The organism is Rhodococcus sp. 077-4 (assembly GCF_047782425.1).
In the GTDB taxonomy this organism is placed as follows: Bacteria; Actinomycetota; Actinomycetes; order Mycobacteriales; family Mycobacteriaceae; genus Rhodococcoides.
The window spans coordinates 638,702-653,188 of record NZ_JAJPWC010000003.1; the positions used below are offsets into that span (position 1 = coordinate 638,702).

Consider the following 14,487-nt stretch of genomic DNA (forward strand, 5'->3'; position numbering starts at 1 on the left):
CATAGCAAGAGGTCCTTCCCCTACAACTCGTGACAGGGGTCCGGAAATGAGTTGACTCATCGGTTGACCCTATGTCCGCAAGGAGTGCGCATGCTGGCGGTACCACGCTACCGTCGAAGCAATCCCCGCTTGCAAGTCAATTTTCGGCTTCCATCCCGCTTCCCTCAGTTTGTTCACGTCGAGCAGCTTCTGAGGTGTGCCGTCTGGCTTAGTGGTGTCCCACTCGGTCTTACCCTCGAACCCGACTGCGGATGCCACGATACCGGCGATCTCCTTGATCGTCGCGTCCTCGCCGGTGCCCACGTTCACCTGATCAGGTCCGTCGTAGTTCTCGAGCAAGTGAATGCACGCAGCTGCCATGTCGTCGACGTGCAAGAACTCACGTCGGGGAGAACCGCTACCCCAATTGGTCACCGTGTCGATACCGTCGCGGCGAGCCTCGTCGTAACGACGAATCAGCGCTGGCAAGACGTGCGAACCCTTCGGTGAGAAATTGTCACCCGGGCCGTACAGATTGGTCGGCATCGCCGATATCCACGGCAGTCCGTACTGCTTACGTACCGACTGAATCTGCAAAATCCCAGCGATCTTCGCGATGGCGTAAGCATCGTTGGTCGGCTCGAGGTGGCCGGTGAGGAGGTACTCCTCCTTGATCGGCTGAGGAGCCAGCTTCGGGTAGATGCACGACGACCCGAGGAACAACACGCGCTGCACGTTCTGGGCCAACGCCGCATCCAGCACGTTGACCTGGATGCGCAGGTTGTCCGAGAGGAAATCGACCGGGTACGTGCTGTTGGCGAGAATGCCACCGACCTTGGCCGCCGCCAACACCACGGTGGCCGGCTTGGTCTCCTCGAAGAACGCGAACACGGCGTCACGGTCCTTGAGATCCAGCTCGGCTGACGAGCGGCCGATCAAATCACTGAATCCCGATGCCTCGAGCTGCCGCCAGATGGCGGATCCGACCAAACCGCGATGCCCTGCCACGTAGAACGGCGCGTCACGATCGAGCGGACCTGGCGTGTAGTCGGATGCAGGCGACCCATTCGTCGCCACGGTGCTCATGCCCAATCCGGCAGTGACGGCCGGTCGATCCACGGACGACCCTCGTGCTCGAGAGCCGCGATGTCGGCGTCGACCATGATCTTCGCGAGTTCCGGCGTGTGCACCGTCGCCTTCCACCCGAGCTTTGCTTCGGCCTTGCTGGCATCACCGATGAGAGCATCGACCTCGGTGGGGCGCAGGTAGCGCTCGTCGAATTTGACGTGCTTCTCCCAATCCAACCCGGCCCGCTCGAATGCCACGACGAGAAAGTCCTTCACCGAGAAGTTCCCGCCGGTAGCCAATACGAAGTCATCCGGCTCGTCGGCCTGCAGCATCCGCCACATGCCCTCGACATACTCCGGCGCGTAGCCCCAGTCGCGGATGGCGTCCAAGTTGCCCATGTACACGTTCTGTTCCAGGCCGGCCTTGATGCGTGCGACCGCACGGGTGATCTTGCGGGTGACGAAAGTTTCGCCACGGCGCGGAGATTCATGGTTGAACAGAATCCCGTTGACGGCGAAGATGCCGTACGCCTCGCGGTAATTCTTGGTAACCCAGTACGCGTAGACCTTTGCCGCGCCGTACGGCGAGCGCGGGTAGAACGGAGTGTCCTCGTTCTGCGGGGGCGGCGTCGCGCCGAACATCTCGGAGCTTGAGGCCTGGTAGAAACGGCACTGGAGGCCTGCCAGTCGAACCGCCTCGAGCAGTCGAATCGACCCGACGCCGGTGGTGTTTCCGGTGTGCTCGGGCTCGTCGAAGCTCACGCGCACATGCGATTGTGCACCGAGGTTGTAGACCTCGTCCGGCTGGATCTCGGTAAGCAGGGTTACGAGTCGTGCGCCGTCACTGAGGTCGCCGTAGTGCAGAAACAGCTTGGCGTCCTTCTCGTGCGGATCCTGGTACAGGTGATCGATGCGCGATGTGTTGAAAGTGGACGACCGTCGAATGAGGCCGTGCACCTCGTACCCCTTGCTCAACAGAAGTTCGGCCAGATAGGACCCGTCCTGCCCGGTAATTCCGGTGATCAAAGCACGCTTCATAGTTTCCACTCCCTCGAGAACCAGCACTGATGCGGCTGGCGTTCAATTGGCCGTATCGGGTCTAATCGGTATTTGGACTAACGGGAGCAGTACCGGCCTCCCCGAAACTTGGTTCGCGCGCTGATGTGCGCATCTAATACGCCCCGTCGCTTCCAGCTACGGCCTTCAAGGTCTTGGCAATGATCAGCAGATCCCCCACCATCGACCAGTTCTCCACATACGAGAGGTCCAGCCGCACAGTCTCTTCCCACGACAGGTCGGATCTTCCGCTGACCTGCCACAGACCCGTGACTCCTGGCTTCACCAATAGTCGCCGACGAACCTCGCCGTTGTAGGTCTCGACCTCGCGACGCAGCGGAGGCCTCGGCCCCACCACACTCATCTCGCGCTTGAGCACGTTCACGAACTGTGGCAGCTCATCGAGACTGAAGCGCCGCAGGACCTTGCCGACGGGCGTCACCCGCGGATCGTCACGCATCTTGAACAGAACCCCGCCTGCGCCCTCGTTCTGGTTCAGGAGATTCGCGACTTGCTTGTCAGCATCGACGGTCATGCTGCGGAACTTGATCATCGAGAACGGCTTGCCGTCGATGCCCATCCGCTCTGACTTGTAGAACACCGGGCCGCGGCTCGTGGCCTTCACTGCGATGGCGACTGCCACCAGAATGGGTGAGATCAACACCAGGACAAACGCCGCGAACGTCAGATCGAATGCCGTCTTACTGAAGCGCGTCGCGCCGTTGTATTGGGGCTTCTCGACGTGGATCAGAGGGAAACCGGCGACGGGCCGCATCACCAGTCGCGGGCCTGCAACATCGACAACGCCTGGCGCGACGACAAGATCGACGTCCTTCTTCTCCAGATCCCAGATCATCTTCCGGATGCCTTTGTGGCCGAGATGCTCGGTCGCGGTCACCGCGACAGTGTCGGCACCGCACTCCTCGATCGCGTCGAGTACATCGTGCTCATCCCCCAGCACTGGTATCTCAGCACCTTCGACGTGGACCAGACCATCGCGAGGAACCTCGTATCCAGGCATGCAGATTCCGACCACCGCATAACCCGATGCAGGGGACTTCTCGAAGGACTGCGCCATGGACACCGCGGCTGCGCGGCTACCCACGATCAGCACCGAAGTCTTGTACTCACCCTTGTCGCGAAGCTTCGTGACCATCTTGCGCCAAATCCACCGACTGAACAGCAAGGCAAGCAACCCGACCGGCAGCGCGATCGCCAGGTAGAGACGAGCAATGTCGACACGGAACAACAGGGACGCGATAGCGATGACTCCGAACAGCCGGAACGTCGCCGACACGATGCGCCGGTACTCCTCGGCACCGTTGCCGATCACCCGTGCGGAACGGGTTCGAAAAATCGCGAGGAACGTGAGCCAGAGGCCGACCAGGACTAGGGAGACCCCGGTGTATGTCACTGCCGAAAGCAGGCCAGTGGTCTCGACTGCCCCGAATCGCACGATCTGAGCCAGCGCGACCGACAAAGTCACAACCACGACATCGGTCACCCGGAGGCGCGCGATGTACTGGCCCTCCCACACGTGCCGCGAGGTGAGCTTGCGCGTCGGCATGGCACCCGATGGACGCGGAGATCCCCACAGAGAGCGTTGTGCAGCCCCGACAGATGCCACGTGCTCCCCTCCTCTGCACTCGAGCTCCCGCCACAGGGGAAGCGCGTGAATCCGATCCGAACCAATCCGAATTTCAACCGGTCTCGAATTGAAATAGTCCCACGTCGTTTACCGGTCCACCACGCGAGCGGCGCAGATCACAAACCAATAACAGTGTTCAAGTTGTTTACCACACAGAAGCTAACGAGGCGATCCGAGGCGCAGGATCGAATCGGCGCATACCTTCATTTCGCCCAAATATGTTATGCACGAGTACAATCGACTCGGCTTTGCAACTCTTCACAATCCCATGTGCTGTTTTTGGGGAAGAACGAATGCAGAGCTGGACGGCCGACCGAGAAACCGAACTTCAGCGCTGATCAGGACTACAAAGCGAGGATGGTACCGACAACCGCGCCAGAATCTGCGGCAAACCCTGATACAAGCAGCTAATGACACACGGAATTCAGAATTCATTCAATCGAATGAACCCAGAGCGCGATTTATCAGCCCGATCAGGGACGTCCCAAACCGCGGTAGTTCCATCCTGCGGAACGCCATTGCTCCGGGTCCAGGCAGTTGCGGCCGTCGATGAGCTTCTTGCTGCGTACGACGTCGTTCAGGTCCGAAGGAACGAGGGCCTTGAACTCTTTCCACTCCGTCAGCACCAACACCACGTCAGCGCCCTCGCACGCCTCCAACGCAGAGTTGTTGTACGTGAGGGTGGGGAACAGCGCGCGTGAGTTCTCCATGGCCTTGGGGTCGTACACATTGACCGCGGCACCCTGAAGCTGGATCTGTCCTGCCACGTTAAGGGCCGGTGAATCACGGACGTCGTCCGAATCGGGCTTGAAGGCCGCGCCCAACACTGCAACCCGAGCACCGAGGAGAGATCCGCAGGCCTCACGCGCCAGTTCCACCATGCGAGTACGGCGTCGCATGTTGATGTTGTCGACCTCGCGCAGGAACGTCAGTGCCTGGTCAGCGCCCAGTTCACCGGCCCTGGCCATGAACGCCCGGATGTCCTTGGGCAGGCAGCCACCACCGAAGCCGATGCCGGCATTGAGGAACTTGCGGCCGATGCGCTCGTCGTGGCCGATGGCGTCTGCAAGCACGGTGACGTCCGCTCCCGCCGCCTCACACACCTCCGCGATGGCGTTGATGAACGAGATCTTGGTGGCGAGAAATGCATTGGCGGATGCCTTGACCAACTCGGCTGTGGCCAGATCGGTGACCAAGAACGGGATCTTCTCGTCGAGCAGCTGTGCATAGACCTGGCGGGCCAGCTCCTCGGCGCGACCCGGACGGGCACGATCGACACCCAACACGAGGCGGTCGGGGTGCAGGGTGTCTTTGACGGCGAAGCCTTCGCGCAGGAACTCGGGGTTCCAGGCGACCTCGACACCGTCGCCTGCGGGGGCGAGTTCGCGGGCGATGCGGCCGAGTCGCTCGGCCGTACCCACCGGGACGGTCGACTTACCGAAAATCACGGCCGGCTTGGTCAGCAGGGGTGCCAGTGTCTCGATCACGGAATCGACGTACTTCATGTCGGCCGCGAACTCCCCCTTCTTCTGGGGAGTTCCTACGCCGAGGAAGTGCACCTCTGCGAAGTCCGCGGCTTCCTGGTAGGACGCGGTGAAGCGCAGTCGTCCGGCAGCGATGTTGCGTTGCAGCACCTCTTCGAGACCGGGCTCCCAGAACGGAACCTCGCCGGCTTCGAGCTTGGCGAGCTTGGCCGGGTCCACATCGACGCCGAGAACCTCGTGGCCGAGCTCGGCCATGCACGCCGCATGAGTGGCACCGAGATAGCCGGTACCGAAAACTGTGATTCGCATGCTGTCCGTTCCCCGTCGGTTGGGCTGCTGTGCCGTGTGTTCGGTCGAGACAGTGCCCGACAATTGCAGGGCTCTCCATGTCGGTTACGCCCGCGTCTGCGAATAGTAAACGCAGTCCAGACATCTTCGATACCCGAGGGACAGCGGTCGCTGCACAGTGAACGGAGGGTATCGCTGCGGAAAATTCTCAGCGGCGAACGGGAAACTGCGGATTCTCGGGTTCCTCGACGGCCTCGGCGCATCGGTGGATGAAATCGCTCAGCTCAGCACGAACCTCGGGGGCGAGTAGATCCAAGGGCGCCTCGGTGCCGTGATACTCCGCGAACGCCGACGTGTAGGCATCGACGCTGTCGGATATGACACCGTGCAAGGAAGTAGACCTGTTCAGATGAACGCGCGCGATCTGATCGATGCGATCCGCCAAGAAGTCGTGAAATGTCTTCTGCGCCATGGTTGCGTCACGTCCACTCTCGGAGACAGTTGTCATCACGCAATGATACGAACAATACCGACCGACCGCACGGTGAACGCACACACCGCTAGTACGCGCCCTCGCTCTTGAGCACGGCTACAGCAGTCTTGGCGATGATGAGCAGATCACCTGTCATGGACCAGTTTTCGACGTACGAAAGATCGAGCCGCACGCTTTCCTCCCACGACAGATCCGATCGGCCACTCACTTGCCAGAGCCCGGTGATTCCTGGCTTGACGAGTAAACGGCGACGCACTTCACCGTCGTACGTCTCCACTTCACTACGCAGCGGTGGACGCGGGCCCACCACGCTCATCTCACGCTTGAGTACGTTGACGAACTGCGGCAGCTCGTCGAGGCTGAACTTGCGCATCACTTTGCCCACCCGGGTCACCCGTGGGTCGTCGCGCATCTTGAACAGCACGCCGCCCGCACCTTCGTTGAGGGCGGCCAGTTCCTGGACGCGCTTGTCTGCGTCCTGAACCATGCTGCGGAACTTGATCATTTGGAAAGGCTTGCCGTCGATGCCCATTCGCTCGGACTTGTAGAAGATCGAGCCCTTACTGGTGAGCTTGATGATGGCGGCGAGGGTGATCAGGACCGGGGAGATCATCAGCAGAACCGACGCTGCGAAGAGGAAATCGAAGGCAGTCTTGCCGAATCGCTTCGCGCCGTTGTACTGCGGCTTCTCGACGTGGATGAGTGGAAAGTTCGCCACCGGGCGCATCACCAGACGCGGACCTGCAACGTCCACCACACCGGGCGAGACGACGAGATCCACCTTTTTCTTCTCCAAGTCCCACACCATCTTTCGCAGTCCACGATGGCCGATGTGCTCGGTGGCCGTCACCGCGACAGTATCTGCGCCGGAGGTCTCGATGGCCTCCACGACGCTGTGCTCGTCTCCGAGGACAGGAATCTCGACGCCGTCGATGTTGAACGATGCGTCGTTGCCGGGCTCGTAGTTGGGCAAGCAGATGCCGACCACGCTGTAGCCGGCCTCGGGGGAACGCTCGAAGGACTTGGCCATCGCCAGAGCCGAACTACGACTACCGACGATGAGCACCGCAGTCTGATAGCCGCCACGAGCACGTCTGCGCGACACGACTTTTCGCCAGACCCACCGACTCAAGAGCAAACCGAGCAGGCCGACAGGCAGTGCGATGGCGAGATAGAGACGGGCGATGTCCAAGCGGAACAACAGGGAGAGGATCGCAATGGTTCCGAAGAGTCGGAACGTGGCCGAGACGATACGACGGTATTCCTCCGAACCGTTACCGATCACGCGTGGCGATCGAGTGCGGAAGATGGCGAGGAACGTCAACCACAGCACAAAGAGGACACCAGAGAACCCGATGTAGCTCGCCACCGACCACGGTTCACGAAAGTCGATCTGCCCGAAGCGGATTACCTGAGCAACCGTCACTGCACCGAGAACGACCAACGTATCGGTGACACGAAGCCCCTCGGTGTAATGCGACTCCCATTCGCGACGAGACGTCGCCGCGCGCAACCGTCGTGCATCACGCCGCGACACAACCGATTTCTGTGTTTCCAGATCGCTGACTGACACTGATTTTCCCCTCGGTACGTACGCGTTGCCGAACCTCTGCGTGATCGACACTGCACCGTGCCACCCGTCGTGCAGATTATCTCGTTCTGGTTATTGTGTCACTTGGTAACAGTATGTTGATCGATAAGAACCCGCAGGTCGTTACATGTTTCTAAAGCATTAACCGCACGCGTCCGCAGCATTGCCGATGCCTCCGGGAGCACCCTATTCGGTGACTCTCGACCACCTATTAGTGCCAGAACCGCGTCGTGTGTCAAGCACTGTCGGTCGAACGTTGGACCGATACCGACGTGTTAACGTTCGGCGTCTTCGGGGGGAGTGTTGTGAGTCTGAGATTGCGGTTGCTGCGTGTTGCGGCGTTGCTGGGATTGTTCATGGCGGTGGGCTACCTGCTGCCCGAACTCGGCCCACAAGCACCGGACTCGTACCAGGGCGTCGCGAGACCCGTCACGACAACAACCACCGCGCTACTGCCGAGGGGATCGACCGCACCGACGTCCACGCGCGTGGGACCGCCGCCGGGCTTCCCCTCCATGGAATTCCCGCCACCCGAGAACCAAGTGCCCGAGGGCGACCCGATCCCCATCGACACCAAATACGGCATCCGCTACACCGTGCCGGGAGACTGGCGGTTCCAGCGCGGAGGCGTCACGGGGTGGAGCAGCGGTGACCAGTCGTTGCGGTTCGGTGACATCGCAGACTACGGATACGACTACTGTCCCGAGTTTCATGACGGAGCAACCAAAGCAAGAACGGGGATAACAGGTCGCCACGGAGTCGACATACCGTCCGCCGCGTTCGCCGTCAGCCGCGAAGCCGAGTTGATCTTCCGTGACACTCCCGATGACGAAGTTGTTATCGACTTTTCGGAGCCGACGGACTTGCAGGTCGAGGGCATACCTGCAGTCCGGTACACCGTCACCGCATCCAACCTTCCGCGGAAATACGATTGCGATCCGCCGGCTGCGTCCATCGATATCGTTGCGATGCAGGGATATTCGAATGCGACCGTCGCCGTGTTCATGGTCCTCGCGGAGAAAGAGACCGACGGAGCGCTCTCACGAGACACGATCGACGGCATAGTTTCGAGTCTTCGCAAGTCACCCTGAGGATCGGAGCGCACGGCGTCAGGAAACGTCTGGACGGTGTGTTAGCGTCTGCTGACTTCCGGGGGAAACGATATGAGCCTGAAAATGCGACTCGTACGTGTCGCGGCACTACTGGGGTTGTTCCTGGCGGTGGGTTTTCTGCTGCCCAAGCTAGGGCCGCAAGCTCCGGACTCGTACCAAGGAGTCGCGAGACCCACCACGACCGCCACCGCGCTACAGCCGACGGGATCGACCGCACCGACGTCCACGCGCGTGGGACCGCCGCCGGGCTTCCCCTCCATGGAATTCCCGCCACCCGAGAACCAAGTGACCGCCGGTGACCCGATCCCGATCGACACCAAATACAAGATCAGCTACACGGTGCCCGGCGACTGGCAGAACTCGTCCGGAGCCATCGCTGGCTGGGAGGGCGACATGGGATCGGTGACCTACGGTGCCATTGCTATGTACGGCTACGACTACTGCCCGGAGGATCGCGACGGGGCACGTAAGGCCATCACCGGGATGACCGGCCGCAATGGCATCGACGTCGCCACAGCGGCATTTGAGGCGAGCCGCCAGGCCGAAATCATCTTTCGGGATCAACCGAACGACGATGTGCAGATCCAGTACTCGGAACCCACCCAATTTCAGATCGGCGGTGCCGAGGCTGTGCGCTACTCGGTACGCGCGAGCAATCTAACCAAGAAATTCGACTGCGATCCAACCGAAGGAACCTTCGACGTCGTTGCGACCCAGGGGTACTCGAACGCCACCATCGCTGTCTTCATGGTGAAGACCGATCAACAAATCGAGGGCGCACTTCCGCATACCGAGGTCGACCAGATCGTGTCGACCCTCCGCCGACAGAACTGACGATCGGGGAATTACATGGGTGAAGTCTTCCTTGCCGATCCGAGACATGTTTCTGGCCTCGGACGTCTGGTGTCCGACATCGGCAGTCAAACGATGAGTTCGTATCGGTACTTCAATGAGAATGCCGTTCCCGACGCCGCCGATGCGGGAGCACTCTTCGGGACGCTCGTTGCGCCCCTGGAGGGCATGAAGGACATCTGGCTCGGCAGGCACGTTCACCTCGCAGCAAACTGCGCAAGGCTCGGCGACAAGCTGAACACGGCAGCATGGCTGTACTCGGACCAAGAGCGTGAGAACTACGAGGCGCTGAACGCGCACACCCACGGTCTTCCCGTCGGTATGCCCGGATTCGATGCCGGGGACGCGAATCGCGCCGCAACCGGCAGCGTGGACAACTACTCCGACGTCGTGGATTACGGCCGGCCTGAAGGAATCGACTACCCGGCCCCCGACACCTTCCCCGACGATTTGGCGGCCGTCATCGCCGATGCCGCCGGATGGCTCGGCGATATCGACGACGCCATCCAGCAACTGATCGGGCACAGCCCATTCCAAGAATTGGTCAAACCAATGGGCGGAAACTGGAACGACCTCCGACGACTGGGTGGTGCCTACCGCATCGCCGGCGAGGCAATGGAACACGGCGGCGACGCGCTGGCCAGTGGAACCTCACGAGTGGATCCAAAATGGGACGGACTGGCCGCCGTCGCCTACAAGGATTACGCCGCGAAGCAGGTCGAAGCGATGAAGTGGGAGGGTGCCTGCGGGCGCGTACTCGAAGCCGTCGCAGAGCGCGCGTCCAAGGAGATCAGAGAGTCGGCTCACGGACTGGTGACGACACTACGAAAGATGGTCGAGAAAGAACTGGATCTGTCCTCCGGCGAGAAGGTCGGAGAATTCTTGGTGAAGAAAGCTGGAATCGCCGGGATCACGTATCAGCTCTACCGCGTCTACGAGATTCTCCGCACCGGATACGAATTGGGCATGAAACTCTACGAGTCGATCCGGATGGGCGTCGAAGCTCTGAAGGAGTTTCTCGCACTGGTTGCCAGCCCGAGTGGCTACATGAACGAGCAGTTCAAGCAGAAGCTCGAGCCGGTTACGAAATGGCTCGATCGGAAGGACCTCGCGGTGGACATCTACACCACCGCCGATGCGAGCCCGATGTACGACGCCCCGCAGGACCCGTATTCGTTGGGCACCGACAAGCAACCCTGGGCAGATGCGTGATGGAACCCGACGATCCCGTTCTGCGGCAGGCACTTCGGAAGATGACCGATATCTTCGATCGGATGGCCGAGCACCGCGCCCAGGTGCAGCGCACCCCACTGCCCTCGTTCGACCAACCGCGCGTCGTCGACAGTTCGCTGTTGTACGACATGGCATCCCTCCCCGGGGCGTCACCTGAACTACAGGCCTACGCCTTGCGCGTCGGAGCCGGTGAGTGCCGATGGGACGAGGTAGAGGCGCTGTCCCGGCCGGTCCCGCCGGAGGTAGCCGAAATGAAGCGCGACCCGACGCTGATCTGGTTCCCGCACGCGCGCCAACCGCCGCCCGAGGACGACACGCCGTACCGCATTCCGTGGCAGTAGCCTCTACTACTCGGGTGGCGGTGACATGCTTGCAAACGCCTCCCACATACGTCGACCCAATTCCCGTTGCCCTGCCGCGTTGTAGTGGATCTTCTCGGTCTCGCTGTTGTACATGCCCTCCGGGCCCGGTACGAAGACGACACCTTTCCGGCGCCGGGGCGTATCGGCATGAACCGCGTCGATGACGACGTAGTTCGGATCCCCCGATTCGATCTCCTCGGGCACCATCTGCCCGATGACGAACGGCACGTCGCCGAACTCGGTACGCACGGTGTCGATCACCGAGTCGAGCTTCTCGGCATACACCGGCCCCGGCGTCAACGGCACATCACTCTCACCCTGATGCCACAGCACCGCCGCGAGCTCGTTACCAGGCTTGGTCGCCAGCCCGGTTCGGATGCGCTGCATCGCATTCCAGAACAGGTTGACTCGGGCCCCGGTGTCGGCCGGGTCCCAGGAGATGCCGTTGACCCGCGCGAACGCCGAGTCACCTCGCGCATACGGAACGAGCAACACCGGCCTGCCCGTCGTATCGGCGAGGTGCGCCGCAAAGGTGGGGCCGAATCCGACTGCTTTGGAGGGTACTTCATGGAACAGTGGATTGCCTCCCGCCACGATCGTGTTCTTCGACCGACCCGACGCCGCCCACTGATGTACCCGTGGATGCGGAGCATCGAGCCCCAATCGATCCAGACCACGGCCCCCACCGTGCGCATTCGACTGCCCCAGCACCGCAACCACCAGATACGGCTCGTCGATCGCATCCACCGGAATGCCGCGTCCCAGACGTCTTTTCACGACATCCTTGGCGCGCACAGTCAGATCCTGTCGAACCCCCATGAAGCTCCCCCTCAATTGCAATCGTTCTGCGCAGGTGCCCCGGCGAAACGATCCCCTATCCACTGATTGACGGCGTCGCCGTTCACATCGCCGTGCCCTCGCCCGGCCTGCCGATCGATGGTGATAACGTCCCCCAACGCACAGGCCTGCTCGAGTGCCGCGTCGGTCCACGAGGCATCGATGAAGGTGTCGGCATCGCCGTAGGCCACCAACATCGGTGCCGAGGCCGGTCCCTTCGGCACAGCCATCGCCGTCAGAGCTTCTCGTAGTGCTTCTGCGGCAGCATCGGACTTCGGCGCAAAGTCTCTCTCTCCCAGCCGTTTCACCGCATCATCACGCGCACCGGCCTTGTCCGGCGTGCATCCGGTGAGGTCATCCCAGTCCTGCGCGGCGTTACCACTGCGGTAGTCGTCGAGATTCAGAGCCGGATCGCGTCGCGCCAACGACTCGAGAACCCACTGCAGTAGCGGGCCTTGATCGACGGTCAACGTCCCCACGATGGCCTTGTCCACCAACCCGACCATGTTCGCCGCCGGAGCAAGCGCCACCGCACCGACCAGATCCAATTCCGGCGCGTACGAAGCTGCGAGTTCGTTTGCAGCCCAGGCCGCCCCGCCTCCCTGTGAACCACCGAATGCAGCCCACTCGGTGCCCACGTCGGGAAAGACGGTGCGCAGTGCCCGCACGGCATCGATGACGTCGTACCCGGCGGTGATGTTGTCCAGGTAAGCATGGTTGCCCTCATGGCCGAGACCCTCGTAATCGGTGATCGCAACCGCGAATCCGGCTGTGGTGAAACCCTGCACCAGGGCCGACGCGCCCAGAAGCGACGCAGACCTCGACGGCGCGCATGCCTGCTCGATGCCGGTCGTGCCGTGGGCGAAGGCGATCACGGGCCACCCGCCGTCCGGTGCATCGCCGGACGGGGTGAACACCGTGCCGGATACCTCGCGCTCCCCGACGCCCGGTTGCACCGAGCGATACACCACCTTCGCGGCATCGACACCCGACATCCGCACCGAGAGCGACAGATTGGGCATCGTCTCGGCACTCACGATGGAACCGCTGCCGGTACCGGGATCGGCAACGACCAACGGCTCCGGGTCGCCACCACGCACCACCGATGCCACTGCCCCCTGTACCTGCGCACCGATCGGCACCACCACAGCGCATCCCGCGAGCAGAGGAAGGAGCACCAGCGGCGCGATGAGCCTACGGACGTTGCGCATCGATCTATTTGCTCGCCTTGAATCTGCGCGCATACGTCAACGACGGCTTCTCGATGAATCGGTACGTCACCGCTCCGAACGCGATGCTCACCGCACTCACCACCGCGAAGTTCCGCAGAAGCCCCAGCGGGCTGTCACCCGCCATCCACCCGAAGCGGCCCAGCATGATCAGGATGGGAAAGTGCCACAGGTACACGCTGAGCGAAATCATGCCCACGTAACGGAGTGGTGCCCAATCGGCCCGTTCGGCGAACACCGACCGCTCACCGCGTGCGAGCGGCACGATGATGAACAGAATCAGCAGTGCCGAACCGAAAGACACGGTGGACGTCTGCCAGCGCGAGTTGTCGTCGATCAGCTTCAGTGAGATTGCCGCAGTGGGAATCATCGCGATCCCCGTCCACCACCGCATTCTGGTGACGAACGCACCCTTCAGGATTCCGTTGTCGATGGCGACGAACACCACGGCTGCGAGCATCCCGTACGTGAAATTGTCTGCCAGCGACCAGAAGCTACGGCTCAACACCGCGATCTCGTTGGGACCCCACTCCAGCAGCTTCGGATCGGTGATGCCCGACGACTCCACGCGCGAGGCGGTGTACAACTTTCCGGTGATTCCGATGACGAACATGATCACCACTGGGATCAACGCAAGCACCGGTGCCGAGATTGACGTGCGCTTGCGCAGGAAGAACGCGATACCCGTCAGCATTGGCAGTGCGATGTAGAACGCGAACTCCAACGACAGCGACCAGGACGGGTTGATACCGGTCTGGATCATGCTCGGAATGTAGGTATGCACCAGAGTCAGATTGGCCAGCAGCGTCAACGGATCGGTGAGGATGCCCAGGCCGTTGTCGGTGAAATGTTGTTCGGCCACAGCGGCGTTCTCGACGAACACCGCGCGCATCACGAAATTCGCGAACAAGAAGATGAACAGGTATGCCGGAAACACCCGCAGCAACCGATGCATCGCGTAGCTGACATTGTTCGGCATCGGTTTGCCTGCGAACAGCTTTCGTACCATCGGCAGGAAGATCAGAAAGCCGGACAGGGCGAAGAAGAAGATCAACCCCTGCCCCAGCACTCCGAGTTTGTAGCTCAGCACCGTCTGCGGCGAGTAGTGGCCACCGACGTGTACGGCGAGTACGCACAGGCACGCAAACCCGCGGGGACCATCGAGGCCGACGATGCGGGCAGGACGCTTGATTCCGGTATCGGCGACCGCGGTTGCTGCGGTCGCGGTGCTGTCGGGTGTGGCGGTCATGGGTACC

Annotated in this window: 13 protein-coding genes; 4 read left to right on the forward strand and 9 right to left on the reverse strand. The window is 61.6% G+C overall.

The window, feature by feature from the left end; translation table 11 throughout:
• Positions 1 to 69: 69 nt before the first annotated feature.
• The 6 genes from ACNEOT_RS19435 to ACNEOT_RS19460 all read right to left on the reverse strand — a co-directional run bounded on the left by ACNEOT_RS19435 (position 70) and on the right by ACNEOT_RS19460 (position 7,573).
• The gene (locus tag ACNEOT_RS19435) at positions 70 to 1,065 is read right to left on the reverse strand and encodes a GDP-L-fucose synthase family protein (RefSeq protein WP_415976070.1); all 996 of its coding nucleotides are present in this window, start codon (positions 1,063 to 1,065) and stop codon (positions 70 to 72) included.
• On the reverse strand, positions 1,062 to 2,084 hold the full coding sequence (gmd, locus tag ACNEOT_RS19440; protein WP_415976072.1) for a GDP-mannose 4,6-dehydratase: 1,023 nt from the start codon (positions 2,082 to 2,084) through the stop codon (positions 1,062 to 1,064). Before gmd ends, ACNEOT_RS19435 begins: the two co-directional genes overlap by 4 nt.
• A 133-nt stretch (positions 2,085 to 2,217) precedes the next feature.
• Entirely contained in the window at positions 2,218 to 3,669 is a 1,452-nt protein-coding gene (locus ACNEOT_RS19445) for a sugar transferase (protein WP_415976368.1), read from the reverse strand.
• Positions 3,670 to 4,223: 554 nt separating this feature from the next.
• On the reverse strand, positions 4,224 to 5,543 hold the full coding sequence (locus tag ACNEOT_RS19450) for a UDP-glucose dehydrogenase family protein (protein ID WP_415976073.1): 1,320 nt from the start codon (positions 5,541 to 5,543) through the stop codon (positions 4,224 to 4,226).
• A gap of 187 nt (positions 5,544 to 5,730) precedes the next feature.
• Complete coding sequence (locus tag ACNEOT_RS19455) at positions 5,731 to 6,030, reverse strand: hypothetical protein (RefSeq protein WP_415976074.1); 300 nt, start codon at positions 6,028 to 6,030, stop codon at positions 5,731 to 5,733.
• 52 nt (positions 6,031 to 6,082) lie between these two features.
• Positions 6,083 to 7,573: a sugar transferase gene (locus ACNEOT_RS19460; RefSeq protein ID WP_415976370.1), complete on the reverse strand. Its 1,491-nt coding sequence runs from the start codon at positions 7,571 to 7,573 to the stop codon at positions 6,083 to 6,085.
• 338 nt (positions 7,574 to 7,911) lie between these two features.
• Here ACNEOT_RS19460 and ACNEOT_RS19465 point away from each other — a divergent pair, with 338 nt between their 5' ends.
• The 4 genes from ACNEOT_RS19465 to ACNEOT_RS19480 all read left to right on the forward strand — a co-directional run bounded on the left by ACNEOT_RS19465 (position 7,912) and on the right by ACNEOT_RS19480 (position 11,144).
• On the forward strand, positions 7,912 to 8,697 hold the full coding sequence (locus tag ACNEOT_RS19465) for a hypothetical protein (RefSeq protein ID WP_415976076.1): 786 nt from the start codon (positions 7,912 to 7,914) through the stop codon (positions 8,695 to 8,697).
• Between the two features lie 72 nt (positions 8,698 to 8,769).
• On the forward strand, positions 8,770 to 9,552 hold the full coding sequence (locus ACNEOT_RS19470) for a hypothetical protein (protein WP_415976077.1): 783 nt from the start codon (positions 8,770 to 8,772) through the stop codon (positions 9,550 to 9,552).
• Between the two features lie 15 nt (positions 9,553 to 9,567).
• Positions 9,568 to 10,782: a hypothetical protein gene (locus ACNEOT_RS19475; protein WP_415976079.1), complete on the forward strand. Its 1,215-nt coding sequence runs from the start codon at positions 9,568 to 9,570 to the stop codon at positions 10,780 to 10,782.
• Between the two features lie 41 nt (positions 10,783 to 10,823).
• Complete coding sequence (locus tag ACNEOT_RS19480) at positions 10,824 to 11,144, forward strand: hypothetical protein (RefSeq protein ID WP_415976080.1); 321 nt, start codon at positions 10,824 to 10,826, stop codon at positions 11,142 to 11,144.
• Positions 11,145 to 11,150: 6 nt separating this feature from the next.
• Here the strand turns inward: ACNEOT_RS19480 and ACNEOT_RS19485 are convergent, their stop codons facing one another.
• The 3 genes from ACNEOT_RS19485 to ACNEOT_RS19495 are packed head-to-tail and all read right to left on the reverse strand — an operon-like array spanning position 11,151 to position 14,480.
• Entirely contained in the window at positions 11,151 to 11,984 is an 834-nt protein-coding gene (locus ACNEOT_RS19485; protein WP_415976082.1) for a sialate O-acetylesterase, read from the reverse strand.
• 11 nt (positions 11,985 to 11,995) lie between these two features.
• Positions 11,996 to 13,213, reverse strand: a complete 1,218-nt coding sequence (locus tag ACNEOT_RS19490) for a lipase family protein (RefSeq protein WP_415976083.1) — start codon at positions 13,211 to 13,213, stop codon at positions 11,996 to 11,998.
• Positions 13,214 to 13,217: 4 nt separating this feature from the next.
• A complete protein-coding gene (locus ACNEOT_RS19495; RefSeq protein ID WP_415976084.1) occupies positions 13,218 to 14,480 on the reverse strand; it encodes an acyltransferase family protein in 1,263 nt (420 codons plus the stop codon).
• Between the last annotated feature and the right edge of the window lie 7 nt (positions 14,481 to 14,487).